The sequence below is a fragment of the Streptomyces sp. NBC_01294 genome (genome assembly GCF_035917235.1).
GTDB lineage: Bacteria > Actinomycetota > Actinomycetes > Streptomycetales > Streptomycetaceae > Streptomyces > Streptomyces caledonius.
On record NZ_CP108423.1, the window covers coordinates 1,737,816 to 1,757,850 of the forward strand.

The window sequence follows — 20,035 nt, forward strand, 5'->3', positions numbered from 1 at the left end:
TTCTGGGTGCTCACTTGCGGGCCTCCCCGGTGCGGGCCGCCCGGCGGGTCACGGCGTTGTCCGTGGCACCGGTGATGGCGGAGATGATCTCTTCCTGCGAGGTGTCGGCGACGTTGAAGACACCGTTGTTGCGGCCCAGCCGCAGGACCGCGACCTTGTCGGCGACGGCCTTCACATCGGCCATGTTGTGGCTGATGAGGATGACGGCGTGGCCGCGCTCGCGCAGCCGCTCCACCAGGTCGAGGACCTGTGCGGTCTGCTCGACGCCGAGGGCGGCGGTGGGCTCGTCGAGGATGACGAGCTTGGGCTCGCCCAGCATGGAACGGGCGATCGCCACGGTCTGGCGCTGACCGCCGGAGAGCGAGGCGATGGGGATACGGACACTGGGGATCCGGATGGACAGGGTGGTCAGGAGCTCGCGGGCGCGGCGCTCCATCTCCACCTCGTCGAGGATGCCGAATTTCTTGAGCTCGCGGCCGAGGAAGAGGTTGCCGACGACATCGATGTTGTCGCACAGCGCCAGGTCCTGGTACACCGTCGCGATGCCCAGGTTCTGGGCGTCGTGGGGCTTGCCGATGGAGACCGGGCGCCCCTCCCACTCGATGACGCCGTCATCGATGGGGTGCACGCCGGCGATCGTCTTGACCAGCGTGGACTTGCCGGCGCCGTTGTCGCCGACCAGGGCGACCACTTCACCGGAGTGGATCTCGAGTTCTACGTCGGTCAGGGCCTGAACGGCGCCGAACCGCTTCGAGACCCCTCGCAACGCCAGCACGGGCGCAGCGGACACATGAACCATCTCCTTCGCCGCCTGACCGGCGGGGATGTCGTGCAAAAGAGCAGGAGCGGGGCGAATGGGGGAACGTTTCTGCCCGGCGCCCCGCCAGTGGCGGGGATGGAAGGCGGGGCGCCGGTCAGGCACGGGGGGCCACCTCGCGAGGAGGCGGCGGGGGCCGTTACTTCAGGCCGAGGGCGGCGCAGGCCGCCGCGTACTTGTCGGTGCAGATCTCGGCGATCGTGTAGACGCCGTCCTTGACCACGGTGTCGTTGATGTTGCCCTTGGTGAGCGAGACGACCGGGATCAGCACGGACGGGACGCCCTTGTTGGTCGGGCTGTCGACCGTCGAGGTGGTGACACCCTCGAGCTTCTCGCCCTTGGCGAGGGCGACGGCCATCTTCGCGGCGGCCTCGGCCTCGGGGGCGTACGGCTTGTAGACGCTCATGAACTGCTCGCCCGCGACGATCCGCTGCACACCGGCGAGTTCGGCGTCCTGGCCGGTGACCGGCGGCAGGGGGGACACGCCGGCGGCCTTGAGGGCGGTGATGATGCCGCCCGCCATGCCGTCGTTGGCGGAGTAGACGCCGACCACCTTGTCCTTGCCGAGCGCGGAGAGCGCGGCCGCCATGTTGGTGTTGGCGTTCTCCGGCTTCCACTCGACGGTGTCGTACTCCTTGCCGACGTTCACCTTGCCGTCGAGGACGGAGTGCGCACCGGACTTGAAGAGCTTGGCGTTCGGGTCGGTGACCGAACCGTTCATCATGACGATCTGGCCGTCCTTGGCCTTGTCGCCCAGCGCCTCCAGGAGCGCCTTGCCCTGGACCTTGCCGACCTCTTCGTTGTCGAAGGAGGTGTAAGCGTCGATCGGGCCCTCGGCCAGGCGGTCGTAGGCCACGACCGGGATGCCGGCCTCCTTGGCCTTCTTGACCGAGCCGGCGATGGCCTTGGAGTCCACCGCGTCGACGATGAGGACGTCCACCTTGTTGGTGATCATCGTGTCGACCTGGGAGTTCTGCGTGGTCGCGTCCTGCTTGGCGTTGGCGTAAACGACCTCGCCCTTGCCGCCCGTGAGCTCCGCGACCTTCTTCTCGATCAGCGGCTTGTCGAACTTCTCGTAACGCGCGGTCTGGTTCTCCGGCAGGAGCAGACCGACCTTGATCGCGTCGCCCTTGGCAGCGCCGGACGATTCCTTCGTCTTGTCGCCGGCCTCCTTCGCACTGCCGCAAGCGGCGAGCGAAACGGCCATGGCACCGGCGGCAACAGCAACGGCGGCTCTGCGCATACGCGTGTTCATTACTTGAACCTCCCTGACGAGGCCGCAGCACTGCGGCCGAGGTGGATGTGAGTCAACCCCGGCCGCGTTTTGCCGTCAAGGAGTGAATCCTTAACGAGATGACAACGGTGCCATCCGTTATCTACCTGAAGACAAGACGGCTGGTGCTCGCACTCCACTTCCATGGTCTGACAAAAGTGTCGAATCGCCCATCTCGCTGAGTACGAGTGCCAGTGCGCCCAGCACCTCGGCGCGCCCGCCCAGGGAGCCCGTCAGCACCGACAGTTGCCGGGCCGCGCTGGGGATCGCGTACCTCCCCACTGATTCGCGGATGGGGGCGAGGACGAGTTCACCGGCCTCCGCCAGCGAGCCGCCCAGCACCACCCGGCTCGGGTTCAGGAGGTTGCACAGGCTTGCCACTCCGCTGCCGATGTGGCGGCCCACGTCGGTGATCACCCGGCGGCAGCCCGGGTCCCCCTCGCGGGCCAGCTCGACCACCCGCTCCATCGTCAACTCCGGTCCGTGCGTGCCCTGGAGCAGCGGCAGGACGTACCGGGCGGCGGCGAAGGTCTCCAGGCAGCCGCGGTTGCCGCAGCGGCAGACCGGGCCCGATTCGTCCAGCGTGATGTGCCCGATCTCGCCCGCCGTGCCGCCGGGTCCGCGGTAGATCTGACCGTTGATGACGAGGCCGGCGCCGACGCCGCTGGCCACCTTGATGTAGGCCAGGTCCTTCACTCCCCGCCCGCTCCCCCAAACGAGTTCGCCGAGGGCTCCGAGGTTCGCGTCGTTGTCCACGTACACGGGCACCCCGAGGCGCTGCGAGAGCTCCTGGCGGGGGTTGATCCCCGCCCAGCCCGGCAGGATCGCGGTCGAGCCCAGGGTCCCGGACTCCACGTCGATCGGGCCGGGCACGCCGAGCCCGACGCCGATGACCTTCTCCAGCCCGACCCCTATGCCCGCGATCAGCCGCCCGACCAGGGCTTCCGCCCGGTCGAAGCCCTCCGCCCAGGAGGCGTCGACGTCCAGCGGCTCGGACTCCTCGGCCAGCACCTGGTGGGCGAGGTTGCCCACCGCCACCCGCAGGTGGGTGTGGCCGAAGTCGACGCCGATGACGATGCCCGCGTCACCGCTGAGCGAGACGCTGCGCGCGCGCCGGCCGCCGGCCGAGGTGTCGGTGACCTCGACGGTCCCGCCGTCCTTCAGCTCCCGGACGATGTTGGAGACCGTGGCCGCCGACAGTCCGGTGGCACGGGCGATCTCCGCCTGGGTCAGCGATCCCGCGAGCCGCACCGCCCGCACGACCCGTTCGAGATTCGCGCGATGCAGCGACGACTGCGATCCGGGAGTCTGCACGACTCATCCACTCCTGCCCATAAGCGACGGCCAGCGTCGCCCCCCGGCCGGGACACATCGCGGCTGCGCGCCCCGAGACCCCGGCGTCTCTCCAACTTGTGAACCTTAAGTCGAGCCTTTGCACCTCCACACGTCAAGAGGCTGACACGGCACGAAACGACCACTACTGGCCGAAAGGGGGAGAGAACCGGCCCACTGATCGTGCTACGGTCGCTGAGGCGCCGGTCCTCTGCGGCCCTTCCGGCCGGACCGGGCGCCGTGCAATGACCGCGCTACGCAAGGAGGTGTTCGGGATGAGTCCCGATCGAAGTCCTTGCAGCGCTCTCGTCGGCTGACCTGTTGAACGGCTGACCCTTCCCGAGTGCGCACGGCAGCGGTGGACCGCTGTCCCGTGCGCTGCTGCGTTTGCGTTTCCTCCGCATCCCCTCCCTTCCCCCTTTTTGCTCCCTTCCCCCTTTTTCTTTCCTTCCGCATGCCCGGGCAGCCGTGCCAGGCGTGCGTCATCCATGCCCGTCGGCGTGTCCGGCGCCCCGCGGGGCCGCTGCACGCCGACCCATGACCACTCCGCGTGACCGCTCGGCTTCGTGCTGTCCGGGCACCGTGGAGGGAGGTATTCGTCATGACCATGCTCACCCCCCGTACTCCGACCACGCTCGCACCGCCGGGCAGCTCCCGCCGCGAGCGCAGGGCCGCCGAGCTGGAGTCCCGTACCCGGCTCGCCGGCGAGCGCCTCGCCGGGATCAGCGCCCGCCCGGGCGTCCAGGTCCTGCAGTCCGTCGACGCCTCGCGCGCCGGCCTGACCCATGTCGAGGCCGCCCTGCGCCTGGAGCGCCACGGCTCGAACGTCGTCGCCCGGGAGCGCGCCCCGCGCTGGTACGTCCAGCTGGCGAAGGCGTACTGGAACCCCTTCATCGCCGTCCTGGTCTTCCTGGCCGCGGTCATGTACTGGCAGGACCCCGCGGACCCGGGCGTCGTCATCCTCTCCGTGATGGTGGGGATCAGCGGGCTGCTGCGCTTCTGGCAGGAGTTCCGCTCGGGCCGCGCGGCCGACGCGCTGAAGAAGCTCGTCACCACCACCTGCGCGGTGCAGCGCCGGGCCGGCAGCGGCTCCGCACCCACCACCTTCGAGGTGCCCATGGACCAGGTGGTCCCCGGCGACGTGGTCAAGCTGGCCGCCGGCGACCTGGTCCCGGCCGACCTGCGGCTGATCACCGCCAAGGACCTGATGGTCGGCCAGGCCGCGCTCTCCGGCGAGTCCCTGCCGGTCGCCAAGGCCGACACCCGCGCGCAGGACCTCGGGCAGCACGAGACCACCGACCCGGTCGAGGCCGACAACCTGGCCCTGATGGGGACCTCGGTCACCTCCGGCACCGCCACCGGGGTCGTCGTCGCCACCGGCGCCGACACCTGGTTCGGCTCCATGGCCGGCTCGCTCGTCGGCGAGCGCCCGCAGACCAGCTTCGACACCGGCGTGCGCAAGGTCAGCTTCCTGCTGATCCGCTTCATGCTGGTGATGGTCCCGGTCGTCTTCATGATCAACGGTTTCACCAAGGGCGACTGGGACGAGGCGTTCCTCTTCGGCATCGCCGTCGCCGTCGGCCTGACGCCCGAGATGCTGCCGATGGTCGTCTCCGCCAACCTGGCGCGGGGCGCGGTCGCCATGTCCCGGCGCAAGGTGGTCGTCAAGCGGCTGGGCGCGATCCAGAACCTGGGCGCGATGGACGTGCTCTGCACGGACAAGACCGGCACCCTCACCGAGGACCGGATCGTCCTGGACCGCTACCTGGACGTGCACGGCGACGAGGACGGCGAGGTCCTGGAGTACGGCTACCTCAACGCCCACTTCCAGACCGGCCTGAAGAACCTGATGGACCAGGCGGTCATCGACCGCGTGGACGAGGCCGAGGAGGTTGTCGTCGACGCACGGTTCTCGATGGTCGACGAGATCCCCTTCGACTTCGCCCGGCGCCGGATGTCCGTGGTCCTGGCCCGCGACTCCCTCGTGGGCGACGTCGGGCCGGGCGAGCACGTCCTGATCACCAAGGGTGCGGTCGAGGAGGTCCTGGACCTCTGCACACACATGAAGGACCGCGGTGAGACCGTCGAGCTGACCGGGCAGCTGCGCCGGCACGTCACCCGGATCGCCGAGGACAACAACCGCCAGGGCCTGCGGGTCCTCGCCGTGGCCACCCGCGCGACCGACGGCGCGCGCTCCGCCTACACCGTCGCCGACGAGGACCGGCTGACCCTGGTCGGCTTCCTCGCCTTCCTCGACCCGCCGAAGGCCGACGCCGCCCGCGCCCTCCAGGGCCTGGCCGACAAGGGCATCGCGGTGAAGGTGGTCACCGGCGACAACGACCTCGTGGCCGCCCGGGTCTGCGCCGACGTCGGCATCGACGTCGGGCAAGTCGTGCCCGGCAGCGAGATCGACGGCCTCGACGAGACGGAACTGCGCGCGCTGGCCGCCCGTACGACGGTCTTCGCCAAGGTCAACCCGGTCCAGAAGGCCCGGATCGTACGGGCCCTGCAGGCCGACGGGCACACCGTCGGGTTCCTCGGCGACGGCATCAACGACGCGGCCGCGCTGCGGGACGCCGACGTCGGCATCTCGGTGGACACCGCCGTCGACATCGCCAAGGAGTCGGCGGACATCATCCTGCTGGAGAAGGACCTGACCGTCCTGGAGCAGGGCGTCGTCCAGGGCCGGACCACCTTCGGCAACACGATCAAGTACATCAAGATGACGGCGTCGTCGAACTTCGGCAACGTCTTCTCGGTGCTGGTGGCGAGCGCCTTCATCCCCTTCCAGCCGATGCTCGCGATCATGCTGCTGGTCCAGAACCTGGTCTACGACATCTCGCAGCTGGCGACCCCGTGGGACCGGATGGACGAGGAGTACCTGCGCAGGCCCCGCAACTGGGACGCCAAGGGCATCGGCCGGTTCATGGTCACCATCGGCCCGGCCAGCTCGATCTTCGACATCTCGATGTTCCTGATCATGTGGCACGTCTTCGGGGCCGACAGCGGGGCGAGCCAGTCCCTGTTCCAGTCCGGCTGGTTCATCGAGGGCCTGCTCTCGCAGACCCTGATCGTCCACATGATCCGCACCCGGAAGATCCCCTTCATCCAGTCCCGCGCCTCCTGGCCGGTGATGGTGATGACCGTCCTCGCGGTGCTGACCGGGCTCTGGCTGCCCTTCTCGCCGCTGGCTCCCTCGCTGGGCTTCGTCGCCCTGCCGGCGAGCTACTTCCCGTGGCTGACCGGCGTACTGCTCGCGTACTGCACACTCACCCAGCTCGTGAAGACCTGGTACATCCGCCGGTTCAACACCTGGCTGTAGGAGCCACGGTGCCCGGGTGAGGTGGGCGCGAAGAATGAATTGAACACGTTCAGCCCGGCTGGCAGTATGGATCCAGGACGCCGCCGGCCGGGCCGGCGCGTTCGTCCGTCGTGCCGCGAGGGGGGATCGAGCGTGCATCAGAAACGGTCGTACGGCAGGGTTCTGCTGGTCTCGACGCTGGTGGGGAACCTGGAGGTGGCACTCGCCGTCGTAGTGGTCCTGCTGTACGTACGGACGCAGCCGCCGCCGGACGAACCCCCCGACCACGCCTCCATCACCGGGGCCCTGTTCTCCGCCTGGCCCCTCGTCGCCGTCATCGCGTTCCTGCTGTCGCTGGTCCTCGTGCTGCCGGCGGTCGCCCTGTCCGACCTCGCCGGCCGCCTGCTCGGCGGGCGCGCGGCCTGGTTCCCGGCACCGCTGATGGTGGCGGCCCTGCTGGCGCCGCCCGTCTTCGGCATCGCCGCGTACAACGACGCGCAGACGCGGCCCACGCTGGTCTTCTGGGTCTCGGCCACGGCCTCGCTCTCGCTGGGCGCGCTGATCGCCCTGCCCCGGCGCGAGGGGCTGACGGGGCGGGTGGCGCTGTGGGGCACGGCGGTGGTGGCGGGCACGGGACTGCTGGGCGCGTTCGGACTCGCCGTCGGTCTGCTGCCCGCCTACGAGCCGCCGGCGATCGGTCCGCGGACCATGGTCGGCAGCTGGGTCGACCACACGGGCGGCACCCTGGTCTTCTCCCCGGACGGCCGGGTCACGGCCTCCGGCGTCGGCGGGCGCCACCACACCGACCCCGCCGGCCCGGCGCCGAGCTGTTCGGGCTCGGGGACCTGGTCGTACGAGTCCGGCCGGGACGTCTGGACGCAGAAGGTCCGCGTGGACGTCCCCGGGTGCAGCCGGCCCGCGTGGAGCGTCGGCGGCACAACCCGGCAGCCCCGCATCCAGCAGGAGGTCGGCGACCCGGGTTCCGGGAGGCTGTACAGGCTACGGAAGGCCTCCGGCGGCTCCTGACACAGGGCTCCGGAGGCCGGACCCGCTGCCCCTACTTCAGCGTCGCCGAGGTGAGGCCCGCCTGGATCTGGCGCTGGAAGGAGAGGTAGACCACCAGCATCGGGATCATCGCGATCGTCACACCGGCGAACAGCACCGGCAGGTCGGTCTCGTACCCCTGCTGCTGCTGGAGCTGGATCAGGCCCTGGGTGAGCAGGTAGCGCTCGGGGTCCGATCCCGTCTGGGGCTGCATCAGCACGGAGGGCAGGATGTACTGGTTCCACTGGCCCAGGATGTTGAATATCCCGACGCTGATCAGGCCGGGCTTGGCCATCGGCACCATCACCTGGAAGAAGATCCGGGTGTCCGAGGCCCCGTCGATCACCGCCGCCTCGTGCACCGCCGTCGGCAGCGTGCGGAAGAACGAGTGCATGAAGAAGACGGTGAACGGCATCGAGTAGGCGACGTACACGAGGATCAGGCCCTGGTACGTGTTCAGCATGTCGAACCGCTTGACCATGAAGAACAGCGGGACGAGCGCCAGGAAGACGGGGAACATCGCCCCGCTGACGAAGAAGTAGTAGATGAACCGGTTGCCCGGGAAGGGGTAGCGGGCCAGCACGTACGCCGCCATCGAGCCGAGCAGCATCGTCAGCGGGACCGAGAACACCATCACGATCAGGGTGTTGGCGAAGTAGTCGCCGATGCCCTTGTCCCAGGCCCGGCCGAAGGCGTCGACGTTCCAGCTGGAGGGCCAGCTGAGGGCCGAGCCTCCGATCTGCGCGTCGGTCTTGAAGGAGCCGAGCGCCAGCCAGATCAGGGGCAGGACGATCAGTATGGCCCAGACGGCGAGGAAGCCGTGGGAGAAGACGTTGAGGACCAGGCCCTCGGAGCGTCCACCGCGCCGTTCCCCGCTCGGGCCGGCTCCGCCGGACCGCTCGGCGGCGGCCTCGCCCGGAGCCTTGACAACTGTGGTCATGGGGGTCTCCCGCTCAGAACTCGATGCGCTCGCGGCGGGTGGCGCGCAGCGTGATGACGGAAAGGATCATGGTGAGGACGAGCATGACCACGCCCATGGCGCAGGCGTAGCCGCTCTTGCCGAAGTAGAGGAAGTTCCTCATCAGCACCGTCGCCATGACCTCGCTGTGGTGGTCGGGTCCGCCGCCGAACTGGCCCGAGGTCATGGTCGACACCAGGACGAACATGTCCATCGCGGCGATCCCCAGATAGACCGCGGAGGTCTGCACAGAATCCCACAGCAGGGGCAGGGTGACCTTGAGGAAGGTCTGGGCGCGCCCCGCCCCGTCGAGCAGGGCGGCCTCGTAGATGTCCTTGGGGACGGACTGCATGGCCGCCGAGAACAGCACGAGGTAGAAGCCGACGCCGTGCCAGACGACCACGAGGAGCAGGCACCAGAGCACGAGGTTCGGCTCGTTCAGCCATTCGATCGGGTGCAGCCGGTCGACCAGGCCGAGCTTGATGAGGACGCCGTTGAGCAGGCCGCCCTCGTCGGTGCGGTACACGGCGCCGAACAGCACAGCGAGGATGGCGAGGGAGAGAACCTGCGGGAAGAAGTAGACGATCTTGTAGAAGCCCGATCCCCGCACGCCCTTCACACCGCCGGCCCCGCCCCGCCCGCCCGCGTTCACCATGAAGGCGAAGAAGAGGGCGAGCAGGATGGTGACGACCGGGACGAACACCAGGAGCAGCAGGTTGTTCCACAGGGCGCCGCGGAAGACCTCGTCCTTCATCAGGGCCGAGTAGTTGTCCACTCCGACGAAGTCGAACGTCGGCGACTGGCCCGTCCAGTTGGTGAAGGAATAGCCGAACGTCTGTACGTACGGCCAGATGACGAAGGTCAGGTACAGCGCGAGGGGTGCGAGGAGGAAGCCGGCGATGAAGCCGCCCCGTCCCCTGCCCTGGGCTACTTGGCTCATGGTGTCCGTCCCTGGTGTGCCCGGTGACCGGTGGAGCGCGCAGTCAGCTGCGACGGTTGTTCTTGGCGTTCGGGTCCTGCGCCGCCTTGTTTACCGCAGCCTGGGCCCGCTTGATCCACTCCTTCGGCTGGATCCGCTTGGCCATCAGCTCATTGGACGCGTCCTGGATCGCCGTGTCCATCTCGCTGTACCAGTCGGGGTAGAGGTAGTTGAACGTGTTCGTCCCCGCCGTCTTGAGGGCCGTCACGGCCGACTGGGTGCCCGGCCGCAGCTTCACGCCCGGGTCGACGCCGTCCTTGACCACGGTGAGCGAGTTGGCCTGCTGGGCGAACATGGTCGACCATTCGCGGGACAGCATCGAACGGATGAATTCCAGGCCGCCGGCCTTGTTGGCGGCCTTCTCCGGGACGATGAAGGGCTCGCCGGCGCCGGCCCTGATGGCCTCGAAGGGCAGCTTGCTGTCGGCCAGCAGCGGGACCGGCAGGAACTGCATGTCGAAGTCTTCGGGCGTCTGCTTGAGCTGCTCGTTCTCCAGCCAGGAGCCGGAGGGGATGAAGGCGGCCTTGTACTGGTTCCAGGCGGTCTGGGACTCCGTGTGGGTCAGACCGTTGGTGCCGGGGAGCAGCAGGTCCTTCTCGACCACCTCGTAGACGGCCTCGACGGCGGCGAGGGCCGCCGCGTTGCCCTCGAAGGCGTTCGGCTCCAGGTTGTCGATCGCCTTCATGGCGTCCAGACCGCCCTTCTTGGCGATCAGGTCCATGATGACGACGTTGATGTAGTACGGGTACTTGCCCTGGTGGGCGAGGCCGCCGAGGCCGGCCTCCTTGGCCTTGGCGCAGACCGCGAGGAACTCATCCCAGGTCTTGGGCGCCGTCCAGCCCTTCTCCTTGAAGAGCTTGCCGGAGTACCAGAAGCCGTAGACGGTGTAGACGTAGTTCAGCGAGACGAACTTGCCGCCCTGCGTGCCCTGTTCGATGGTGCCCGCGATCAGCGTGTCCCGGACCTTCTTGCCCGGGTCGTCGAGCGAGGGCGCGTCGAGGACCGGGGTGAGGTCGGCGAGCTGGTTGCTCTTGAAGAGCACGTCCAGCTTGATCTTCTGGGCGCCGGAGTTGTCGACGACGTCCGGCGGGTTGCCGCCGTTGAAGCGGGTCTGGAGCTTTCCGGTGATCTCCTGGGTGCCTAGGTGGGAGCTGGTGGTGCCCCACTTCTTGTCGAAGGCGGCCTCCCAGGCCTTGGCGTAGTCGTCGCCGAATCCGCCCTTGAAGACGACGACGTCCATCTTGCTGCCCTTCGCGACTCCGAAGGGGTTCTGCGCGCTGGTCGCGGCCTTGGACGGTCCGCTGGTGGGCTCGCCGCCGCCCGACGCGCAGGCGGACAGGAAGCCCATCGTCGGCACGGTGATCAGGCCGAGTGCCGCAGAGCGCTTGATCAGATCACGGCGGCCGAGGCCCTCACCGGTGGATGCCATGCTCATGTCCTCGCCTTCGTCAGAAGTGTGAAGGAGGCGGGAAATCACGGCAGTTGCCGCGCATGCGGACGACGCCGCAGATCCCCGCTGTCCTCCGGGTCCGGGGGCGCTCCTGTGAAGCGACCTGGACGCGCACAGGTATAGTCCACTTCCGCTCGCCTCAGCAAGATCGTGCACAAGGATGACCACCAGCTTTTCCGAGTTGAGACCTGTCCGTCACCTGGCACCGCCGTCACTAAACGCGGAAGGGCCGTACCCCCTTAACGGGGATACGGCCCTATGGTGCCGACAAGCGGAGAGCGGCTCCGCTTGGCGCGCCCTTAGCCTCGGATGAGGTTGCGGAGCACGTACTGCATGATGCCGCCGTTGCGGTAGTAGTCCGCCTCACCCGGCGTGTCGATGCGGACGACCGCGTCGAACTCCACACCGGTGCCGGTGGTCACCTTGACGGTGCGCGGGGTGGTGCCGTTGTTCAGCTCCTCCACACCGGTGAAGGCGAAGGTCTCCTCGCCGGTCAGGCCCAGGGAGGCCGCCGTGGCGCCCTCCGGGAACTGCAGCGGCAGGACGCCCATGCCGATCAGGTTGGAGCGGTGGATGCGCTCGTAGGACTCGGCGATGACGGCCTTGACTCCGAGCAGCGCGGTGCCCTTGGCGGCCCAGTCGCGGGAGGAGCCGGAGCCGTACTCCTTGCCCGCCAGGATGACCAGCGGGATGCCGGCGGCCTGGTAGTTCTGCGAGGCGTCGTAGATGAAGGAGACCGGCGCGCCCTCGACGGTGAAGTCGCGGGTGAAGCCGCCCTCGGTGCCCGGCGCGATCTGGTTGCGCAGGCGGATGTTGGCGAAGGTACCGCGGATCATGACCTCGTGGTTGCCGCGGCGGGAACCGTACGAGTTGAAGTCGCGGCGCTCGACGCCGTGCTCCGTGAGGTACTTGCCGGCCGGGGTGTCGGCCTTGATCGCACCGGCCGGGGAGATGTGGTCGGTGGTGACCGAGTCACCCAGCTTCGCCAGCACGCGGGCGCCGGCGATGTCGGAGACCGGGGTGGTCTCCATCGTCATGCCCTCGAAGTAAGGGGGCTTGCGGACGTAGGTGGACTGCGGGTCCCACTCGAACGTGTTGCCGGTCGGGATGGACAGCGCCTGCCACTGGGCGTCGCCCGCGAAGACGTCCTGGTAGGACTTGCTGAACATGTCCTCGCCGATGGCGTTCGCCACGACGTCGTTGACCTCGGCCTCGGAGGGCCAGATGTCCTTGAGGAAGACCGGGTTGCCGTCGGTGTCGATGCCGATGGCGTCCTTGGTGACGTCCACCTTCATGGAGCCCGCGATGGCGTACGCGACGACCAGCGGCGGGGAGGCCAGGTAGTTCATCTTGACGTCGGGGTTGATCCGGCCCTCGAAGTTGCGGTTGCCGGAGAGCACCGAGGTGACCGCGAGGTCGTGCTCGTTGATCGCCTTCGAGATCTCCTCGTCCAGCGGACCGGAGTTGCCGATGCAGGTGGTGCAGCCGTACCCGACGAGGTTGAAGCCCATCTTGTCGAGGTACGGGGTCAGGCCGGCCTTGTCGAAGTAGTCGGTGACGACCTTCGAGCCCGGGGCCAGGGTGGTCTTGACCCACGGCTTGCGGGAGAGACCCTTCTCGACCGCCTTCTTGGCCACGAGCGCCGCGGCGACCATGACGTAGGGGTTCGAGGTGTTGGTGCAGGAGGTGATCGCGGCGACGGTGACGGCGCCGTGGTCGATCTCGAAGGACGAGCCGTCGGCCAGGGTGACCAGCGTCGGGCGGGTCGGCACGCCGTCGACGGTGGCCGGGGAGTCGGAGGCCGGGAAGGACTCCTTGCCCGCCTCGTCGTCGTCCTCGACGTAGTTGCGCACGTCCAGCGCGAACTGCTGGGAGGCGTTGGCGAGGACGATGCGGTCCTGCGGGCGCTTCGGGCCGGCGATGGAGGGGACGACCGTGGAGAGGTCGAGCTCCAGCTTCTCGGAGAAGTCCGGCTCGGCGGCCGGGTCCAGCCACAGACCCTGCTCCTTGGCGTACGCCTCGACGAGCGCGACCTGCTGGGCGTCGCGGCCGGTCAGGCGCAGGTACTTCAGCGTCTCGCCGTCGATCGGGAAGATCGCGGCGGTGGAGCCGAACTCCGGCGACATGTTGCCGATGGTGGCGCGGTTCGCGAGGGAGGTGGCGGCGACGCCCTCACCGTAGAACTCGACGAACTTGCCGACGACGCCGTGCTTGCGCAGCATCTCGGTGATCGTGAGCACGAGGTCGGTGGCGGTGGTGCCGGTCGGCAGCTCGCCGGTCAGCTTGAAGCCCACGACGCGCGGGATCAGCATGGAGACCGGCTGGCCGAGCATCGCGGCCTCGGCCTCGATGCCGCCGACGCCCCAGCCCAGCACGCCCAGGCCGTTGACCATGGTGGTGTGCGAGTCGGTGCCGACGAGGGTGTCGGGGTACGCCTGGCCGTTGCGGACCATGACCGTGCGCGCCAGGTGCTCGATGTTGACCTGGTGGACGATGCCGGTGCCCGGGGGGACGACCTTGAAGTCGTCGAAGGCGGTCTGGCCCCAGCGCAGGAACTGGTAGCGCTCCTTGTTGCGGCCGTACTCCAGCTCGACGTTCTGCGCGAAGGCGTCCTTCGTGCCGAACTTGTCGGCGATGACCGAGTGGTCGATGACCATCTCGGCGGGCGAGAGCGGGTTGATCTTCGCCGGGTCGCCACCGAGGGCCTTCACGGCCTCGCGCATCGTGGCGAGGTCCACGACGCAGGGGACACCGGTGAAGTCCTGCATGATCACGCGAGCCGGCGTGAACTGGATCTCCTCGCTGGGCTGGGCCTGCGAGTCCCAGTTGCCGAGCGACCGGATGTGGTCGGCGGTGATGTTCGCGCCGTCCTCGGTACGGAGCAGGTTCTCCAGCAGGACCTTCAGGCTGTAGGGAAGGCGGGCGGAGCCCTCGACCTTGTCCAGCTTGAAGATCTCGTACGACTCGTCGCCCACCTGCAGCGTGCTGCGGGCGTCGAAGCTGTTCGCCGACACGACAGTCTCCTTCATGCATGAATTCGCGCGTATTACCGCAATCCTGCCGCCACGCCCCTTGGCCAATCCGCTAAGGTAAGGCTAAGTTAGGTAACCCTTACCAGCGGGGGCGGCTGCGGTACGCCTTCGGCAGATATCTCGATGTCGAGATAACTCTAGTACATGTCCGGGTGCGAGAACGAGGCGCACGCCCGGTGACCGCTCTCATCCAATCGAGGCGTTTACTCAGCGAACCCAGTCGTTCGGCCTTCCGTCTCAGTGAACCTAGCCGTACGGGCTAAACGCACTGGGGGTGCTGGTGGCCGTACCGGCTGGGGTGGATCTTGCAGGGCCGTACGTCGAGCTGGCGTACGTGGACGCCATAGGTCAGCGGCAGCGCCGTCCTCTGCTGGACTGTGTGACGGCTCGATTCGAGGAAGCGGCACCGGTGCGGCCGTTCCGGTGGTCTCGTGGGGAACGTCACTTCGCCGGCTGGTACTGGGCGGCGACGACTGGGCAGCACGTGGGCTTCGAGTCCTGGCTTGAGCGGGACCGGCTCGTGCTCATGGACTTCGATCCGCAGGTGGCGGGGATCGCCTCGCAGCCCTTCTGGCTGCACTGGCACGACGGGGCACGGGAGCGTCGGCACGCTCCGGACTACTTCGTGCGCCGGGTGGACGGCTCGGCCGTGGTCGTCGATGTCCGCGCGGACGAGCGGATCGAGCCGAAGGACGCGGAAGCGTTCGAGGTGACGCGGATCGCCTGCGCTCAGGCGGGTTGGCACTTCGAGCGGGTCGGGACGCCGGAGCCGGTGTTGCTGGCGAACGTCCGGTGGCTGTCCCGTTACCGACACCCGCGGTGCCTGCACCCCACGGCTGCGGACCGCCTGCGGGAGATCTTCGCGACGCCGGGGCCGCTGCTGCCCGGGGCCGACGCGGCGGGCGACCGGCTCGCCACGCTGCCCGCGCTGTTCCATCTGCTCTGGCGTCAGGAACTGGTCGCCGAGGACCTGACGGTCCAGTTGCTGGGTCCACGCACGGTCGTGGGCCAGGTCGAAAGGGATGCCCATTGAATAGGCAGGGACGGAAGGTCCCGCCTACAGCCCGGCTCGCGGAGTTTCCCGAGACAGCGACTGAACAGGCACGTTGGTGGGAGGGCCACATCCTGGAGGTGCTGCACGGGCTGCCGCCGGGGGCATCCGATGAGGCCGTAACCCGGCCGGAGTTCGACCCGAGACAGCACTCATTGGCTGAGCGCGAACGGGCCAAGGCGGCCGAGTTGACGGCGGCCGGCCACAAGGTGACGGCCAGCGGGATCAAGCAGCGGCGCCAGCGCTACCAGCGTGACGGGCTGGTCGGACTGGCCGACGGTCGGTCGGCCAAGCAGATGCCGGCCTTCGGCAAGATCGACGCGGCGGTGGTGCAGGCGATGCGGCAGGCGATCGACGAGACGGCCGAGGACTCGTCGAAGACGATCGGATTCATCGTCTGGCGGACCAAGGAGATCCTGGCAGGCCGTGAGGACGCCACAGGTGTTGAGGTCCCTTCCCGGGCCACTCTCTACCGGCTCAACAGCAAGCTGGCGACGGGCACGCACGCGACGGGTTCGGCCCGCACACGCCGGTCGGTCAAGGCCCGACCTCCCGGCCCGTTCAGGGAGGTTCCGGCCAGTGCACCGGGCGAGCTGATGCAGATCGACTCGACCCCGCTGGATGTGCTGGTGCGCCTGGACGACGGCATCGCGGAGAAGGTCGAGCTGACTGCGATGGTCGACATCGCGACGAGGTCGATCACTGCGGCGGCGCTGCGGCCGACCACGAAGGCCGCGGACGCGTCCGCGCTGCTGGCTCGCAGCGTCACCCCGGAGGCGATGCGGCCCGGCTGGTCGGAGGCCCTGCGGATGTCCCGTTCGGTGCTGCCGCACCGGCGGTTGCTGACGTTGGACGAGCGCCTGGAGCACGCGGCGGCGCGGCCGGTGATCGTGCCGGAGACGATCGTCTGCGACCACGGCAAGGTGTTCATCTCCCGGAACTTCCGGGCCTCCTGCCGGTATTTGGGCATCAACCTGCAACCGGCCCACAAGGCGACGCCGACCGACAAGGGCACGATCGAGAAGACTCTGGGCTCGGTGGCCACGCTGTTCGCCCAGTTCGTCGCGGGCTACACCGGATCGACCACGGACCGCCGCGGCCGGAAACTGGAGGACGGGCCGCTGTGGTCTCTTCCTGAACTCCAGAGCCTGCTCGATGAGTGGGTCATCGTCGTCTGGCAGACCAGGCCGCACGACGGGCTGCGTGATCCGCAGGCGCCGGGGCGCGCGTTCTCGCCGAACGAGAAGTACACGACGCTGCTTCAGTCCTGCGGCTACGTCCCGGTTCCGCTGGACGGCGAGGACTACGTCGAGTTGCTGCCTGAACGCTGGCAGGCGATCAACAGCTACGGCATCCGGATCAAGCACCGCACCTACGACGACGGCGAACTGGGTCCGTTGCGCCGCCAGCACTCCGGGGTGAGGGAGAAGAAGGGCTTGTGGGAGATCCACCACGACCCCTACGACATCTCCCGGATCTGGGTACGCGACCGCCAGCGCAATCGGTGGATCACTGTGTTCTGGAAACACCTGCACCGCGTCGGCGTCCCGTTCGGGGAACTGGCCTGGGACCACGCCCGCGAGCAGGTCCCCGGCGGCACGGAAGAACAGGTCGCGGACGCCGCCGCCGCGCTGCTGCGGCGCGCCTACGAGGGACCCGCCCTGAAGCAGGGGCCTGCGGCCAAACGGTCCCGGCGCGTCGCCGCACGAACCCGGGCCACCGCCCCTGACCGGCCGACCCCCGATCCGCCCGCCGACGAGACCGTTCAGGGGGGCCAGGCGGACACCGAGCTGGCCGAAGTCATCCCGCTGGGTCTGTTCGACCCGCTCGCGAACCCCTGGAGGCGTCCGTGACCATCTCCGGACCGGCAACCCGGCACACCACGCTCCAGGAAGCGGATGCCGAGGCCAACCGGCAGTTGACCACCCTGGACGGATGGCGGAAGTTCGCCGCCGGCCCACCCAGCCCTCCGGTCCTGCTGACTCCTCTCGAGCTGGCCAAGCTGTCCCCGACCGAGCGGGCGCTCTATGACGACGACCGGCTCGACCACCACGCACGGATGCTGGTGGTCGCCACCTCGTTCGTCGAGAAGACCGTGGTCTGCGGCCGACGGCTGGTCCTGCTCAACCGGCACGCGATCAGCGCCCGCCGCGGCCTGATGGTCTCCGGGCTCCCCGGAACGGGCAAGACCAGCGCGATCACCCAGCTCGGGCTCGCCCACGAACTCCTCGACCGAGCCCGCCACCCGAACGTCACCGACCGCATCCCGGTGCTCTACATCACCGTCCCACCCGCGGCGTCCGCCCGCATGATCGCGGCCGAGTTCGCGCGCTTCCTGGGGCTGCCGGTCCGGGCCAGGTCAAACATGACCGACATCATCGAAGCGGTGGTCGGCGTCTGCACGGACACCCGCACCGGTCTGGTCCTCGTCGACGAAATCCACAACGTCTCGCAGGTCACACGGGCCGGGGCCGAGGTCTCCGACACCCTGAAGTATTTCTCCGAGCGCATCCCCGCGACGTTCGTCTATGCAGGGATCAACCTTGAGACCAGCGAACTCCTGGCCGGCACCCGGGGCGCCCAGATCGCAGGCCGCTTCACCCTCGTCCCCACTCGCCCGTTCCCCTACGGCGCCGAGTGGAAGGGGCTGGTCGCAACCATGGAGAAGACCCTGCTGCTGCATGATCACCCGCCGGGCAGCCTGGTCACGCTGGACCGCTACCTCCACAAGCGGGCCGACGGCATGATCGGCGCGCTCTCCCACGCGATCCGGGGCGCCGCGATCGACGCCATCCTCAGCGGCACAGAACGCGTGACCAAGGCAGGGCTCGACGCGATCCCCCTGGACCATGCCGCGGAAGCGGCGAAGAAGGGCCGCTGAAGTGTCCCGCCCACTGCCAGAGCTGCCTCGCCTGCTGGCTCCGCTGCCCGTCCGGCTGCGCCCCTGCGTCGGCGAGATCACCGACTCCTACGTCCGCCGTCTCGCGCGCGCGAACCATCTCAAGCCGAGCTACCTCCACTGCTTCCTCAGCGGACCGCCCTTCTGGTTCGGCAAGCCCCAGCTGGACCGCCTGTCTGCGGTTTCCGGCCGCTCCGAGCAGCATTTGGACCGGGCGCTCGCTGACGCCAGCTCCCCGCGCGGCCGCATGAAGCCCAACCCGCGCACTGCTCGAACCGAGCTGTTCCCAGGCCAGCCCCATCTCGCTTTGCTCATCTACATCGACGCCCGCAGAGGCCACACCATTCAGGACCTGGCCCTGCGGCACGGCCTCCCTCGCCGTCTCGTCCGCCTCGCCCTGGACACGATGCAGCCGCCTCCCCGAGGAGTCGAACGGGACCATTCGCATCTCGACGCCGACCTCATGGAGCCCATCCAGGCCATGCTGGATCAGGGCCTCGGACCGAAACAGATCTGGCTGAATCTCATGGACGACCACGACGTCTCCGTGTCCTACTCACTGCTCCGCCACTACGTCCGCTCGCGCTGCCCTCAGCGCTACGCTGCGAAATGGCACTCTTGACCCGCTTAGCCCGTGTGATCTCGCAACTCGTGTCACGGGTCTCATCACTCGTCTTCGTCGCCGAGGTCGTAGGGCGGGATGGTCCATCGCATCACTGTCGTCCCCGCCTCGTCAGCTTCGAGCGTGACCGGATAGACCTGGCCGGCGTCCCGCTCGCCGCGGTGCCTCATCGAGTGGTCGCCCTGGTCCCATTCAATGCCGAGCACCCGGCAACCGCCGACGTCGATCGCACCGACGTGGAGCGGATGGTGCCACCCGGCCCGCTGGAAGCGGTGGAAATCGGTGTGCTTGTCGACCGAGACCATGAGGCCCTTGCCGTGGAGGCGGTCCCGCCAGGCGGCGAGTTCGGCCGCACGTGCGGCCGCCTCAGCCACCGGGAGGTCCAGCCACCCATGCGGTCCGTCGACGCCGTGCTGCGCGATCCGCTCACCACCGAACTGCGCATGTGCGTCGTCCGCGTACAGGCCCCAGTAGAAGACATCGGCGAGCCCGTCCGCCGGCTCGGCGTCCATTCCCGTCCACGCGTCCAGCCCTGCGGCATCGCCGACAACCATGCCGCACCGGTCGACGGGCAGGTCCCCGAGTCGGACCGGTGCCGACCGGTCCGCGGTCTTAGGCCACGGAACACCAAGACCGATCTCCAGGGTCGCGATCGTCGGTTCCTCGTCGAACGGAGACGGCGAAGTGCTCGCCCGCACCATCAAGGGCCGGTCGTCGGCTGCCGGAACCGCGACCGCCTCGCACAACCACTCCCGAAGATGGCCTCCTCCCCTCGCAGCAGCCGTCCTGGCGCGCTCGGACAGGGGCTGCCCCAGGTCCCGCCACTGGTCGATCCACCCAGCCATGCCGAGGACCAGGACACCCGACGGCGCATTGACTTTTCCCAGGTCGACGAAGATCTCAGACATGCGCCGATTGTGCCTTCCCAGTACGACAACCGTCCGCGCAGGTTTGTCGGTGCCCGCCGCTGGAGCTTCCGCGCTGCAATGGACACCCCCTGCCTGCTGGCGCCAGCTTCACTGGGCAGTCGAGAGCCGACACGTCTCACGGAAGATAGTCCGTCCAGGTCAGCCCCACTTCCAGCGACTAACTTCACTGAGACAGGACACCCGCTGGGACGCCGAGGCATGCCCCCGGCCCGGCCGGACCGCGGGTCCGCCGGCGGCCTCGGCCTGCCCTGATTCGGCGGGCATGACCGACATGACGGGTCATATCCTCGGGCCGCGACCCGGGCGCGGTGGCGGTGGCGGCTTCAGGTCGAGGGCCGAGCGGACCGC

Annotated in this window: 14 protein-coding genes; 6 read left to right on the plus strand and 8 right to left on the minus strand. The window is 68.6% G+C overall.

Translation table 11 applies throughout. The features are described 5' to 3' along the window. Positions 1 to 10: 10 nt before the first annotated feature. The 3 genes from OG534_RS07880 to OG534_RS07890 form a co-directional block, all read right to left on the minus strand. Positions 11 to 799, minus strand: coding sequence for an ATP-binding cassette domain-containing protein (locus OG534_RS07880; protein ID WP_326587361.1), 789 nt, complete (start codon positions 797 to 799; stop codon positions 11 to 13). Positions 800 to 956: 157 nt separating this feature from the next. Next, positions 957 to 2,072 carry a sugar ABC transporter substrate-binding protein gene (locus OG534_RS07885; protein ID WP_326587362.1) on the minus strand — a complete coding sequence of 372 codons (1,116 nt, stop codon included), beginning with the start codon at positions 2,070 to 2,072 and terminating at the stop codon, positions 957 to 959. A 117-nt stretch (positions 2,073 to 2,189) separates the two neighbouring features. Then, positions 2,190 to 3,404, minus strand: coding sequence for an ROK family transcriptional regulator (locus OG534_RS07890; RefSeq protein ID WP_326587363.1), 1,215 nt, complete (start codon positions 3,402 to 3,404; stop codon positions 2,190 to 2,192). Positions 3,405 to 4,023: 619 nt separating this feature from the next. Here OG534_RS07890 and mgtA point away from each other — a divergent pair. Next, positions 4,024 to 6,744, plus strand: a complete 2,721-nt coding sequence (gene mgtA, locus OG534_RS07895) for a magnesium-translocating P-type ATPase (protein WP_326587364.1) — start codon at positions 4,024 to 4,026, stop codon at positions 6,742 to 6,744. Positions 6,745 to 6,876: 132 nt separating this feature from the next. Continuing rightward, positions 6,877 to 7,749, plus strand: coding sequence for a hypothetical protein (locus OG534_RS07900; protein WP_326587365.1), 873 nt, complete (start codon positions 6,877 to 6,879; stop codon positions 7,747 to 7,749). Positions 7,750 to 7,780: 31 nt separating this feature from the next. On the opposite strand, the gene OG534_RS07905 is transcribed toward OG534_RS07900, so the two are convergent. The 4 genes from OG534_RS07905 to acnA form a co-directional block, all read right to left on the minus strand. Further along, positions 7,781 to 8,707: a carbohydrate ABC transporter permease gene (locus tag OG534_RS07905; protein ID WP_326587366.1), complete on the minus strand. Its 927-nt coding sequence runs from the start codon at positions 8,705 to 8,707 to the stop codon at positions 7,781 to 7,783. Positions 8,708 to 8,720: 13 nt separating this feature from the next. Then, positions 8,721 to 9,665: a carbohydrate ABC transporter permease gene (locus OG534_RS07910; RefSeq protein ID WP_326587367.1), complete on the minus strand. Its 945-nt coding sequence runs from the start codon at positions 9,663 to 9,665 to the stop codon at positions 8,721 to 8,723. Between the two features lie 43 nt (positions 9,666 to 9,708). Then, on the minus strand, positions 9,709 to 11,139 hold the full coding sequence (ngcE, locus tag OG534_RS07915; protein ID WP_326587368.1) for an N-acetylglucosamine/diacetylchitobiose ABC transporter substrate-binding protein: 1,431 nt from the start codon (positions 11,137 to 11,139) through the stop codon (positions 9,709 to 9,711). 314 nt (positions 11,140 to 11,453) lie between these two features. Continuing rightward, positions 11,454 to 14,168: an aconitate hydratase AcnA gene (gene acnA / locus OG534_RS07920; protein ID WP_326593521.1), complete on the minus strand. Its 2,715-nt coding sequence runs from the start codon at positions 14,166 to 14,168 to the stop codon at positions 11,454 to 11,456. A gap of 298 nt (positions 14,169 to 14,466) precedes the next feature. Between acnA and OG534_RS07925 the strand changes: the two genes are divergently transcribed. The 4 genes from OG534_RS07925 to OG534_RS07940 all read left to right on the plus strand — a co-directional run bounded on the left by OG534_RS07925 (position 14,467) and on the right by OG534_RS07940 (position 18,758). Next, positions 14,467 to 15,219 (plus strand): TnsA-like heteromeric transposase endonuclease subunit, encoded by a 753-nt coding sequence (locus OG534_RS07925; RefSeq protein ID WP_326587369.1) that lies wholly within the window; start codon positions 14,467 to 14,469, stop codon positions 15,217 to 15,219. 356 nt (positions 15,220 to 15,575) lie between these two features. Continuing rightward, positions 15,576 to 17,090, plus strand: a complete 1,515-nt coding sequence (locus OG534_RS07930) for a Mu transposase C-terminal domain-containing protein (protein ID WP_326593522.1) — start codon at positions 15,576 to 15,578, stop codon at positions 17,088 to 17,090. Further along, on the plus strand, positions 17,087 to 18,118 hold the full coding sequence (locus OG534_RS07935; RefSeq protein WP_326587370.1) for an ATP-binding protein: 1,032 nt from the start codon (positions 17,087 to 17,089) through the stop codon (positions 18,116 to 18,118). The genes OG534_RS07930 and OG534_RS07935 overlap by 4 nt, the downstream gene beginning before the upstream one ends. A gap of 1 nt (position 18,119) precedes the next feature. After that, the gene (locus OG534_RS07940) at positions 18,120 to 18,758 is read left to right on the plus strand and encodes a hypothetical protein (protein ID WP_326587371.1); all 639 of its coding nucleotides are present in this window, start codon (positions 18,120 to 18,122) and stop codon (positions 18,756 to 18,758) included. A 44-nt stretch (positions 18,759 to 18,802) separates the two neighbouring features. Here the strand turns inward: OG534_RS07940 and OG534_RS07945 are convergent, their stop codons facing one another. Then, positions 18,803 to 19,666, minus strand: a complete 864-nt coding sequence (locus OG534_RS07945; protein WP_326587372.1) for a hypothetical protein — start codon at positions 19,664 to 19,666, stop codon at positions 18,803 to 18,805. Between the last annotated feature and the right edge of the window lie 369 nt (positions 19,667 to 20,035).